Origin of the sequence: Shewanella psychrophila (assembly GCF_002005305.1) — a bacterium.
Taxonomy (GTDB): Bacteria; Pseudomonadota; Gammaproteobacteria; order Enterobacterales; family Shewanellaceae; genus Shewanella; species Shewanella psychrophila.
In genome coordinates, this window is record NZ_CP014782.1 from 3,162,810 (window position 1) to 3,174,306 (window position 11,497).

The window sequence follows — 11,497 nt, forward strand, 5'->3', positions numbered from 1 at the left end:
TGCGACTATTTTATCACCATGTAGAAGCTTTACCGATAACCTTTGCCTCTTAGTCTATAAAAAATGTGACCCATTTAAGAGTTAACAAACATAATCCGGATAAAAATCACACAGCAGATGGGGTACGGCTGAAATTATCTGCTAAATTACCATCAAGATGATGGTTACAGCACTTATACTAAGGCTAAGTATTTTCATCTAAGCCTCAATACTCCGTTACTTTTCATTATCATAGAAACAGCATAGGTATAACTCTCGGCTTGGAGCGGCCCTAAAGATGTTACATGGTCGTACAGTACCCACTCAGTCCAATACCCAACAAACATGTTAGAACGGATGATCCACCATCACCCAAGTGTTACTGCCCTCTTCTGAAACTGCAATATCAGTCCTCACGACTAGGCCAGCGGCTAGAAAACGTAAAGAGAAGCCTGCGTCATATTTAAGATCTGTGAGTAGCTCACTGGCAGTATATTCCGCGCCCACTCTTCCTGCCTCGACAAAGCCCACCAATTGAAACCAGTCAATCTTGAGAAACTTAAGCCAATTCACATCTTCGATGGGATTATATTTCAGGGTATATCGATATTCCGCAGAGCCGTAAATAGCCGCTTTATCGTGGAAACGATTCTGGTCGAAACCACGCATTCGATAAAAACCACCTAAAGTAGCCGCCTCATTATAGGGGGCATTATTCACGACTTTCTGACCACCTAAACCGTCATACTCCAGCTCCCAGGAGGGTGAGTATCCGGTCCAGAAGTTTAGCGCCAAAATTCTCTGATGAGCATAATCTGACTCGCCGAAGGAGAAGTACTTGCTCATGTCTAAATTTAAAAACGTCCATTGACTATCTGAATCGAGCCAGGCGGCATCATGGGAGATAGATAAATACTGGCTACTGCCTCTCGATGGGTTAATAGAGAAGTCAGTGTTGTCATACAAGATCCCAAGCTCGATTGCATGTATGGTGCCATCGGATTCCCCATCTTCGAATTCAAAGCTCTGGTAACGATTAAACTGGCGTAACACCATTACGGTCGCCCCATGATCCAAAGGATTCCAATCTCCTCCCCCGCTAGGTTCAGAAATTAACAGGCCATCTTTGAGCTGGTATTTCACCGAACCTTTATCGGCAGTTGCGCCAATGGGAAGCGCATATTCAAGTTTAATATCGAACCAGTTCGACGAGCCATCGGCCTCGAGAAACTGGGTATTGTCCGAGTCATTGCTCCCGGGAAGGGGCGTATTCGCGGGAATAAAATCTTGAGTACCACCCGCATAAGCGCGCTGTTTAGGATAGTAACCCATCATGCCATAGGCACTTAAATAGAAACGCTCTGTATTTGGCAGCAGGAAGTTCCAGACACCACCACCGGCCGCCTTGCTGACGTCACCGCCAAATATAGTCCCGCCTATGGTCATATGATCTTGATAGTAACCATTGAGCATACCACCAACGCCAATATTCAAGCCCATAGAGTCTGAACTGAAGAGGTAAGGTAAAACTAAGCTTTCTTTAACTCTGTTTAGAGATTCGGTGCGATTAACCGATGTTTTCACATTGGCCGCGGGAGCGGCGAAAATGGAAGCGCTGAATACCAGGACGAAGCAGGCTGAAATAGAAAATGAGACAGAGAAAGATAAAAAGAGAATTTGCTTCATAGGAGTCGGTTCCATTAGCCTGTAAAACTGAACACATTTAGGCAATTACTAAAAACACCCCAAGCATATTATCAAAACGATAACAAAACCGCAGCATTAACTCATTCTCTGATAGCAAGGGTGATCATCACAGGGGCATGATCTGTACTTTGGCTGTCATGCTCGAAGCTGGGATTGAGCAAATGGCGGTCATAGGTTTCGTAACGGCCGACCTCAGCCAAGCTTAAATCGTTTTTTGCATCAAACTCACTGGACAGCAAGATGTAATCCAGCACAGAGCCTTTAGCAAAGTAAAAATGAGTCGCAGGCCTAGCCTGCTCCGACAGGCTATACTGACTCGCTTGGTAAAGATCATAGGAATCTCGTAAACGATAAAAACCTAACTGATGTGCCACGTCCCCCATTGCTCCCTGACCCATATCAGCTTGAGGTTTGATGCGGGTATCTACCGAGGTTATGGCTGCTAGTACGCCATCGCTCAAAGTGTCATTAAAATCCCCCATCAATATCATAGGGTTTTGTGTCTGACTTCGACGTTCAACCATGGCGTATCTCAACAGCACGGCTTCGCTGCCCCGCTGAATACTCGAGCCCCATTGACCCAGCGCCTCCATGGCTAGCAGCTGTCCGGTGTTTGATGCAGCACTTTTACTAGAAGAGCCAGTATCGGAACCTAGCTTGATCTCCTGTGCATCGAAGAGGGGACGCTTAGATTTAAAGTGCACTACATAGCAGTCACATAAGCCAAGCTTAGGCAGTTCCACCGTTGCCCTAAGCGGTTTTCGGCTAAATTCAAATTGATTAATTAGCCCCATCTTCGTCGCCCATTCTTTATCTGCGTTAACTGAAACCGCTTCTTTAATAGGATAACGAGAAGCCAACGCAACGACCGGCTTGCTATAGATAAAATCGTCCATGACCTGAGGGGAGTCTAAAACAGTAAAGTAGTCTAAGCCGCAAGACTTAGTGAGATGTTCCAGTTCAACTGGGCTGAACACCTCCTGAAAACCAATCACATCAGGTTGATGCTCTTTGAGATACTTAGCTATCCAATTTAGCTTCTTCTGCCACTGCTCTTGAGTGTAGATATTGTCAAACTCATAGAAGGCATCGGGAGGCGCAATAAAATTAAATAGATTAAAACTGGCTATCTTTAATTGATAATGGCTATCGGAGGAAGTTGATAACAAGGTTGAACCTAGAAATAGCGAAAACTAATTAGAAGGTATACCGAAAATAACTCGAAGGATAGTATTCACAGCAGCTAAATGTAAAAAATGACGGTACAGCAAATCTCCGTCATCAATCCATCAACTAGTTTAAGTCACACCTTTACTTTACTGTACTATAACGACGCATAATATCGAGGTAGAATCATCTGCCGATTGATGACTTGAGCTTACTTCCTCCTTTTCCCTCAATCGGCTAGGAGTATGATGCAAACCACAGCTATCGAACGAGTTAAGTCTGCTTTTATTGCCGGAATTTGGGCTACATTAGCCAGTATAAGTATCGGTTTCGGATTTAAAATTTGGCTAGCCCAATGGGTAGCTAAGGAAGATTTAGCCCTCTATCACACAAGCATAGATATCATTTCACTGTCTCTGATCTTGATGACAGGTTTTCGCTCATCAATGGTGGTGAGTTACTCCCAAACACAGAACGATAAAGATATCACCAATATCTTCCGTTATAGCCTAATCGCTATGGTATTACTCACTTGGGGAGTGGTCTTACCTTATATCAAACACCAGCTGCATATCCAAGTGGAGTACTTCCACTTAGTTGGTATCATCTTAGGTATGGGATTCAAGGTCTACTTTACCAATCAGATAGCCATGTACCGTATGTACAAGATCTCCAACAAGGTCACCTGGATGGAGCCCTTAGCTCAAATGTTAATCTTCTTTATCTGCTTCTATCTACTCGGGCAAGCAGCCATTGCCTCGCTATTTTTCTCCATGATGTTTTCCTCTCTCGCCATGGCAGGCTTCATGTTTATTAGCCGGCGTAAGCAGATAGCCACAACCCCTTTAGACTCAGTAAACATGAATTCTAGTCTAGTCAACTTCGTGAAAAAAAGCTTTACCGCATCCTTGGAAGCCGGTGCTAGCATCTTGATGATCTACATTACCGTATTACTCACCATCGCTCACTTTAGCATTGCTGAACTGGGGGACTTTCAGGTGGTTGTCAGACCTGTGATTGCCTATCTGACACTCCTGTTCGTTTTCCCTATCTATCGATTCGTGTTACCTGAACTTGCTGTATGCGTTCGAAACTCTGATCTACAACAAATTAAACAGATAAAAAAATGGATTTATAAACTAGCCATCATAGTCGGATCAGCTTTCTTCATTACTATGCTTCTATTTAGCCACGACTTAGTAGATTGGGTATTTCCACAGGAATACGCTAAGGCTGCACCTGTGCTGATGCACTTTTCCATGTTCTTCATCTTCATGATGCTCAACGCCTATCAGCTAGCATTCATTAAGGCCCACGGCTTATTTACTCAAAGCTTAATGATCAGAATTAGTGGCATCTTAGCCCTAATAGCAAGTTACTATATTTACAGCGAGCTAACCGATAATGTGGTTGCAGTGATCTTAGCTTTGGGGACCGGGTATCTCTTGATGTTTATCTTCTCAAGCTTAGTAGAAAGGCAGATCCACAGAAAAGAACGCTGCAGCCTACCTAAGGAGAAAAAACAATAAGATAGTGACAGTGTATTCTTTCGATACTCTAAGCTTGTTACAGCACTTTATCGGCCTGAGGGATAAGCTCCAGAATATCCATATATTGGGATTAAAAGTCCCAGGGCATATCGATATAAACTCTAACCAAGGTATCATTATCCCAAGGTAAGATCGGTAAGTAATCTGAATCGTCTAAGGCCACTTTGGCATATGGGTCGAGATTGTATTCGGTATGCTCAACACTCACCACAAACAGACTGCCCTTCACCCAAGTATTAGAATCATAATTCAAGGCAACACTATAACGATTCTCTAGCCACTCATTACCATCGTTCCAATGTTGAATCTTTGCCGATAGATCGAACGAAGACCCCAAGGCCAATCGAGTATCGGCAGCGAGTGTATAAGCCCCTGTCTTATTCTGGAAATCACCCCGATCGTACCCGCGCATTCTTGGCACATCATCATCGATTTCCAGGGAGTAGTATCCCACCCCCGCCTTGACTCCGGCAAAGAAAGCTTCAGTATCGTATTCATAGCTTATACTAGGAAAAAGTTTCAGCTGTTTCTCAACTGAACTGACTGTATTTCGCCTACTATTCGCCTCTACTTCCCATTGCAATGAACTATCATGAGACAGGCGAAGCAGCTCGCCCTTTACCATAAAGTTCGAACTGAACCAGATAGGAATATGATCAGGATCTAACTTATCTTTATCATGGTCGACAAAAACATCTAAAGAGCCGGTCAATAAAATATTGGATTGCATGAGATGAGACAGTGAAAAGGTCGCCCCAGCACCTAGAGTATGTGAGTCAGCTTGCTCGACTATAATATCATGGCCACCAAAAGCGATACGCCAATCCAGTGCCTGAGCACTAAAAGTACTCACTGATGAGACACACAAGACAGAAAGGATGAGTGTAGGACTTTTCAATGCCATTTTACGATAACCTTATATTTCCCAGCGAACGAGAGCTACACCAGCAGGTTGCTGTGAAAACTTAGCCACAAACCAAGATTAAAGTCAGCAATTGGTGACTAAGTAGAACAATTAAGCTAATGATGAAGTAGGCATCGAAGTGAAAGTACGAGAAGGAGGCTTCGAACAGAAAGCAAATTACTTCTTCGGTGCTTTAAAATCTATCACATCCCCTTTCTGCAGGATTAACCGCTCATCGATACAGACTCTATTCTTACCTGAGTCCTTGGCAAGATACAATAATTTATCCGCTTTCGCAGTGAAGGAAAACGGATCGCAGTTCTGTGTAGGAGCAACGCTAATCACCCCAAGACTGATGGTCACATATTCAGAGACGCTCGACGGTTCATGGGGAATATGTAACTTTTCAATATTCATTCGACATTTATCGGCCAGCAATGTCGGTTCATTAGTATTTGGCAGTAAGATGACGAATTCTTCACCACCATAACGAGCAATTAAGTCTGTGTTACGACTCATGTTACTCTTCAATGCCTTGGCCACATCCCTCAAACATTGATCTCCCGCCAAATGTCCATAATGATCATTAAACTGTTTAAAGTTATCGATATCGATCATGATAAGGGAAAGTGAAGTATTGCTTCGAACGGCTCTCTGCCATTCTTTCTCGAATTGTTCATCGAATTTACGACGATTAGCAATCTTGGTCAAACCATCGGTATGAGATAATTCTTCTAGCTCCAACTTGGCCTCATTCAGATCTTGGGTTCGCTCTTCTACCTCAACCTTTATTAAGGAGCTGCGTCGAATAATGGCATAGGTATACGCACCACAAAGCAGTACGAACAAGATCCCAAATACACTGCTAATAAAAGGCAACAAACTTCTACGTTCTGCAATATAGCCAAGCGTCGGAGTCGCCACTAAGGTCCATTGCCGGCCTCCGAATCGACTTAAAGGCTTATTGTATGTGAGCTGAAACTGAGTCGTATGTAGAACTTGGTCACTAGAATAATTTGAATAGAGTTGCTCCGCCGAGACCCCAGTATTATCAATCAGTTTTAAATTTATGCCCTGAGCGCCTGTATACTTGATCGCTGTTTCGAACATATCTCCTATTCTATACACCCCGAGCACAAAGCCAATCAACTTATCCCGGCGCTTAATTAAGGTATTAGGCTCGCCTCGATAAATAGGCATAAACATCAGAAATCCCTTCTGATTGGAAATTTCCTGTACTAAGGTAATGCTGGCTGTCGCCAATGAGAGGTCAAGATCCCGTGACTTCCTGAGAATTTTTTCTCGTTTAGGATTAGATGCCAAGTCAAAACCGAATGCCACCTCATTGCCTTCCATAGGCTCGACATAGTAAACAGGGAAATACTCTTTACGCTCAGTCGCTCGGATCATACTCCCCTGAAACTCACGCTCGGTGAATTCAAAATCAGGATGAAGCAGTCTTCTTTGCAGCTCATATTTCTCGCGCTGATCCAGACTCACTCTAGGGATCCACTCTAATGCCTGTATATTCTGATGCCTGACCAAAAAACTACTTGCTAGCCTTCTAAATTCACCTTCAGTCACATCATCTGAACTATTGAATAAGCCTTTAACCGCATAAAGCACTTCTAAATTAATCAAAAGCTCTCGTTCCAAGGCGGCGGCCTTATCACCAACATCTCGCCTAAAATCAGATTCGATGGCCAATGTCTCATTTTGATAAAAGCTGTACCCAATCCCACCAGAAAGTATGATGCCAACTAAGATGGAAAAAAGGACTAAGTAGTTAGAAAAGATGCTGAATTTGCGCATAATTAATTATCTCGACTCAAATTGAGTAGAGCAACAAAGAATGAAATAGGCTCAAGTTGTGACAATGTTTTACTCTGCTTGAAGAAAATAAAAAGGCTAACAGGCTGTTCCCCTAATAAGTTTAAAACCCGAGGGTTCCACATGAGTCTAAAAATGACACCAAACATTGAATGTCCAAACAATGCCAGAGTGGGTTCCAAGGAATATAAATAAGTTATATTAGTTAGCCCTTTTATGCAATTAACTCCCATCAGCTATCATCCAAAATTTATACCAGATAAAAACAATCGTGAGAAATGCTAAGACGATTACAGAGACATACGAGTAAACGAAGAGAAATGATGAAAACCTTTCTCTTAGACTAGTTATAACAGTCAAAAAATCAAATACTATTTTGTCTATAACCAATGACAGAAACAAACCCACTGCAGATTCAAATGCCAAGTAGCAAACCCCTGACCATCACAGAAAACGATTTTCACTTAGCTTTGAAACAAAGAAAACCTGATAACGTGCTCAACCAAACTTATTTTAGTGAAATCATTCTTGTGTTCTCTTGCACCTATGGCATAGTCTTAATCATAAGCCTATGCCATAGACTGAACACATGGTCAGTAATTCAGGATGAATTCCACATATGCTATTTGCTAAAAACTCAACTTCGGTTTCAGCGATAACAGAGAAGAGTCCTGATGCCAGCTTATGTGACATCAAGGAGGATAACCCTTTGATTTGGCCGCTGCTAAGCCTGTTAAAATCCTCCAACACAAGCTGGAAAGTACATCACCTAGCGGCCAAACTTCAACAGCAAGGATTAATGCATCACCTAGACGATGATCAACAGAAAGCCCTATTCAAAACCAACTTTCTCCTGATGAACGCTCTCTTCGCACTGCAGCAATTGCTCTTGCCGCAACATTGGCTACAAGTTAAAGCCATGGAGATCCAAATTTTCAGAGTTGTACCCCAAGATCTGGTCACTAGCCTCAAGGAAGATGATGCTTTAAGAGATTATTACCTCAATTGGCTCAATTACGATACCTGTCCCAACATCATTCAGGAGATGCTCGAGTCTTTCTGGAGTCGATACGAAAACTACATAGGCACGAATCCCAACTCGATGCATAGCAATCAGGCATTATCCGTATTTGAGTTAAATGACGATGCAACTAATAAGCAGATCCGCAAGCAATGGCGAAAATTAGCCCTAATTTGGCACCCAGATCGTCCCAATGGAGATGCAGCTCAATTCCGCAAAGTTTGTGAAGCATGGCAAACTTTAAGAGATAAACGTTAAAACATCCTCGAAATTCATACCTAGATCACACTGTAAACGCTGCTCCAGTTGGTTAATTCAGTCATAATTAAGCATTAGCTTTTATGCTGGATTTCACTAGGTACAGTATGGCGTATCGAAAGCTTGATTTGTCCTTCAGACAGAAGCTCCGATATTTAATACCAGTCGGTATAAGCCAGCTCTAACCTATCACTTTTGAGGATAATCAATTGATTAAGCACTTAGCATTAGCGTTAACTTTGGCTTTAGCCCCTTTAAGTAGTTTTGCCGCACAATTTGAAGAAGGTAAGCACTTCACTCAAATAGCCGAAACCGCCAGCGCCCAGCCAAAACTTACTGAATTTTTCTCTTTCTATTGCCATAACTGCTACAACATGGAAAAGCAATATCTTGGTGATATTAAGGCTAACTTAAATAAGAAAGTCACCTTCGATAGCAAACATGTAGACTTTATGAATAGCGACATAGGTACGGAAGTCATGCGCTCTCTGGCAGTGATTCAAGAGCTAAATTCCGGTGACAAAATGACTCACGCCATGTTTGCTGCGATTCAAGGTGGCGAAAGTGCTCATGGACATAATCATGAGCACGGCGCACATGAGAAGCCAGAGCTTAATAATCGAGAGGATATCAAGAAGGTCTTCGCCGACAATGGATTCGATATAAAAAACTATGACACTATCGCTGACAGCAAGGCTGTTAATGACAAGATAGATTTATGGCGCGTACAACAGAGACAGTTCCAAATCCAGAGTGTCCCGGCATTTGTGGTAAACGACAAATATGCGGTCAACATGAGCGCTGTTCGAACACTTGGTGAGCTTATCGACCTTATCAATTACTTAGCCCTAGAGCGCAAGTAGTACAGATAAAAGTTAAACTAAAAAAACGATAAACTAGGCCCTAAAACCTAGTTTATCGTTCAGTTTCTAATGAAATCCAGTAGATGCAGGCATGCACAGAAAACATGTATCAAGAAAAAGCCGATAAACCCTTTCACAAGCAGTATGTGATAACCGCGCCACATCAAGGCATCCGAACTGCCTTGCAAACAAAACCAGATCACACCAGTAAAGCCAACACCAACAAGCAACAAAATTCCAAGGCCTTCGATGCAACTATATAGACCTCGCCCTCCGGCCAATGGTATTTTTCCCTTAGCCAACCCAAATAAGTCTTTATTGAGCTGAGAAAAGTCAGCAAGAAGCCAAGGAAACATCTGTCGCCACCTGCCTTTGATACAGCAAATCACCAACATGCTAAAGGATAAAGCAGCAGTGATTAGCCCCAGATAGACATGTAAGTAGTCCCATATAGAAGCACCGTTACGCAGGCCTCGTCCCATCAAGATCCAGCCACTGGTAGAAATTAGAAATACTGATAATATGATGATTAGCACATGTTGATAATCGACTAGCTTAGCAACCAGTCTGCTAAAAACCGAAGGAGAGTCAGACATTAAAACCTCTGCTTAATAGAGTTTTGATAGGCGTCATGCATTAAAGGCGTTCGAGTTCCTTGACGAAAACATCGACCCCCAGCCAATCCGTATACTCAACCTTAGTATTTACAGCCGTTGGACCTTTGGTTATCCACATGATTAGACGAATGATATTCCTATCTAACCAGTTATACCCCTGATAGTCCAAGTTACCAGCAAACACCTTAAGCAAGTTAGGTCGCCACTGGGTTTTACTCAGAAATGCCTGCATATAGGGGTTACTCCCTGGGGTATTCCTACCGTTTTTCCGTGCAACTAAACTCACAGAAAAGAAGCCGCTAGACTTAGATTCTAATGCTTCAAGATGGGTCGCAATAAAGTTATACACCTCTGAATTATGTTTGCCGTGGCGGATACTAGCTCCAATAATAATTTTATCGAACTCACCGAGGAGCGGAGCTTGCTCTATGCAGCAAGTCACCACTTGGTTGCCATTTTCAATCAAACGTTTGCCGATATGCTCAGCAATTTTGCGTGTCTGGCCATGAACACTGGAGTAGATTATCAATATTTTACTCACCGGGCCCCCTGACTAATTTACTCATTATGGATTAGAGGCATACTAATGTATAAGGCAAAATATTTACTTGAAACAGATCACGAGGCTCCGAGGTCAAATCTGGAATACGCCTACCCAGCTCACAAACTCAACCATCAACCATCAACCATCAACCATCAACCATCAACCATCAACCAGGAGTGAAAACATTAAAGCTGATCTTGCAAAGAACACGATTAAGCCAACTGATACCTTTTAGTTAAAAATGTTACCAATACGTAGTCGTTAAGTTTTCATATAGAGGCTATTTAATATGGAATCGATTTCCTTAAAAGGGAATACTTTCATTCACTAGTCTCTTTTTGGTATGCTCCGCCTCATATCACAATCTTAACATTTTCATTTATTTACCTTTATCTGAAACCATTTCCGGATAAAGTTATATAACATTGTTAATCACCTAAGTACTTGCAAAGTTAAGCAGGCTTAATGCCTCAAAAGTGCCTTGCCATCATGATTGATTAACGGTTATACAAACCTCATAGGGCCAAGCTAAATAAACAAGGTTGGAAACTCTCGGATGCTAGTAACTGAGCTCCAATCATACTTAGAGAATCGAAATGAAAAAACGAATAGCCATCGTGCTAGCTTGGGCAATATCTGGATGTGCAAGTGAAAACCAACTCTTAGCGGATCTAAAAAAAGACACGCAGCCTATTGAGCTCACTACGTGTCAGCAGGTACTCGATGCCTACAAAAAGGGACAGGATATTGAACCTTATGTGCGGCTCGCTAGGACATTATGGATGACACAGAAGAGCACTGAATATGGCAGTGCGGCAGCCATGAGTAAGTATCAGGTTGATGAACGAATGGGTTTAGTCATCAAGAAATGCATAAACGAACCTAAAAACACTTTTATTGCCACCTATGCTCTCGCTGCAGATTAAGGGCGTATAACAAAACAACACTGGACTCAGAATTCCTTTTCAAAGCCAGTTACCAATTAACTAATCTAAAAATTGAGTATATCGTGGCCCCTAAAGGAAAGTCCTAATTCCAATTGCCGTACAGAGAAAAA

General features: G+C 42.3%; 10 protein-coding genes. 4 read left to right on the forward strand and 6 right to left on the reverse strand.

Going from position 1 to position 11,497, the window contains the following annotated elements:
* Positions 1 to 327: 327 nt before the first annotated feature.
* Both sps_RS13655 and sps_RS13660 read right to left on the reverse strand, forming a co-directional pair.
* The gene (locus tag sps_RS13655) at positions 328 to 1,665 is read right to left on the reverse strand and encodes a BamA/TamA family outer membrane protein (RefSeq protein WP_077753034.1); all 1,338 of its coding nucleotides are present in this window, start codon (positions 1,663 to 1,665) and stop codon (positions 328 to 330) included.
* Between the two features lie 101 nt (positions 1,666 to 1,766).
* On the reverse strand, positions 1,767 to 2,855 hold the full coding sequence (locus sps_RS13660; protein WP_077753035.1) for an endonuclease/exonuclease/phosphatase family protein: 1,089 nt from the start codon (positions 2,853 to 2,855) through the stop codon (positions 1,767 to 1,769).
* A gap of 243 nt (positions 2,856 to 3,098) precedes the next feature.
* Here sps_RS13660 and sps_RS13665 point away from each other — a divergent pair, with 243 nt between their 5' ends.
* Entirely contained in the window at positions 3,099 to 4,382 is a 1,284-nt protein-coding gene (locus tag sps_RS13665) for a lipopolysaccharide biosynthesis protein (RefSeq protein WP_077753036.1), read from the forward strand.
* Positions 4,383 to 4,473: 91 nt separating this feature from the next.
* Here the strand turns inward: sps_RS13665 and sps_RS13670 are convergent, their stop codons facing one another.
* Positions 4,474 to 5,307 carry a hypothetical protein gene (locus sps_RS13670; protein WP_077753037.1) on the reverse strand — a complete coding sequence of 278 codons (834 nt, stop codon included), beginning with the start codon at positions 5,305 to 5,307 and terminating at the stop codon, positions 4,474 to 4,476.
* A 177-nt stretch (positions 5,308 to 5,484) separates the two neighbouring features.
* Positions 5,485 to 7,119, reverse strand: a complete 1,635-nt coding sequence (locus sps_RS13675; RefSeq protein ID WP_077753038.1) for a CHASE domain-containing protein — start codon at positions 7,117 to 7,119, stop codon at positions 5,485 to 5,487.
* Positions 7,120 to 7,756: 637 nt separating this feature from the next.
* Between sps_RS13675 and sps_RS13685 the strand changes: the two genes are divergently transcribed.
* Positions 7,757 to 8,416, forward strand: a complete 660-nt coding sequence (locus sps_RS13685) for a DNA-J related domain-containing protein (protein ID WP_077753040.1) — start codon at positions 7,757 to 7,759, stop codon at positions 8,414 to 8,416.
* A 209-nt stretch (positions 8,417 to 8,625) separates the two neighbouring features.
* Positions 8,626 to 9,279: a thiol:disulfide interchange protein DsbA/DsbL gene (locus tag sps_RS13690; protein ID WP_077753041.1), complete on the forward strand. Its 654-nt coding sequence runs from the start codon at positions 8,626 to 8,628 to the stop codon at positions 9,277 to 9,279.
* Positions 9,280 to 9,338: 59 nt separating this feature from the next.
* Here the strand turns inward: sps_RS13690 and sps_RS13695 are convergent, their stop codons facing one another.
* Positions 9,339 to 9,875, reverse strand: coding sequence for a cytochrome b/b6 domain-containing protein (locus sps_RS13695; RefSeq protein WP_077753042.1), 537 nt, complete (start codon positions 9,873 to 9,875; stop codon positions 9,339 to 9,341).
* Positions 9,876 to 9,915: 40 nt separating this feature from the next.
* Positions 9,916 to 10,437, reverse strand: coding sequence for a menaquinone-dependent protoporphyrinogen IX dehydrogenase (gene hemG, locus sps_RS13700; RefSeq protein ID WP_077753043.1), 522 nt, complete (start codon positions 10,435 to 10,437; stop codon positions 9,916 to 9,918).
* A 599-nt stretch (positions 10,438 to 11,036) separates the two neighbouring features.
* On the opposite strand from hemG, the gene sps_RS13705 reads away from it, so the two are divergent.
* Entirely contained in the window at positions 11,037 to 11,366 is a 330-nt protein-coding gene (locus sps_RS13705) for a hypothetical protein (protein WP_077753044.1), read from the forward strand.
* The last annotated feature ends 131 nt before the right edge of the window (positions 11,367 to 11,497 follow it).

What these genes read in the sequence shown, in the direction of transcription:
- sps_RS13665 (WP_077753036.1), top strand. Translation starts at nt 3,099, where the DNA reads ATGATGCAAACCACAGCTATCGAACGAGTTAAGTCTGCTTTTATTGCC.
- sps_RS13655 (WP_077753034.1), bottom strand. Translation starts at nt 1,665, where the DNA reads ATGAAGCAAATTCTCTTTTTATCTTTCTCTGTCTCATTTTCTATTTCA.
- sps_RS13705 (WP_077753044.1), top strand. Translation starts at nt 11,037, where the DNA reads ATGAAAAAACGAATAGCCATCGTGCTAGCTTGGGCAATATCTGGATGT.
- sps_RS13685 (WP_077753040.1), top strand. Translation starts at nt 7,757, where the DNA reads ATGCTATTTGCTAAAAACTCAACTTCGGTTTCAGCGATAACAGAGAAG.
- sps_RS13695 (WP_077753042.1), bottom strand. Translation starts at nt 9,875, where the DNA reads ATGTCTGACTCTCCTTCGGTTTTTAGCAGACTGGTTGCTAAGCTAGTC.
- sps_RS13670 (WP_077753037.1), bottom strand. Translation starts at nt 5,307, where the DNA reads ATGGCATTGAAAAGTCCTACACTCATCCTTTCTGTCTTGTGTGTCTCA.
- sps_RS13675 (WP_077753038.1), bottom strand. Translation starts at nt 7,119, where the DNA reads ATGCGCAAATTCAGCATCTTTTCTAACTACTTAGTCCTTTTTTCCATC.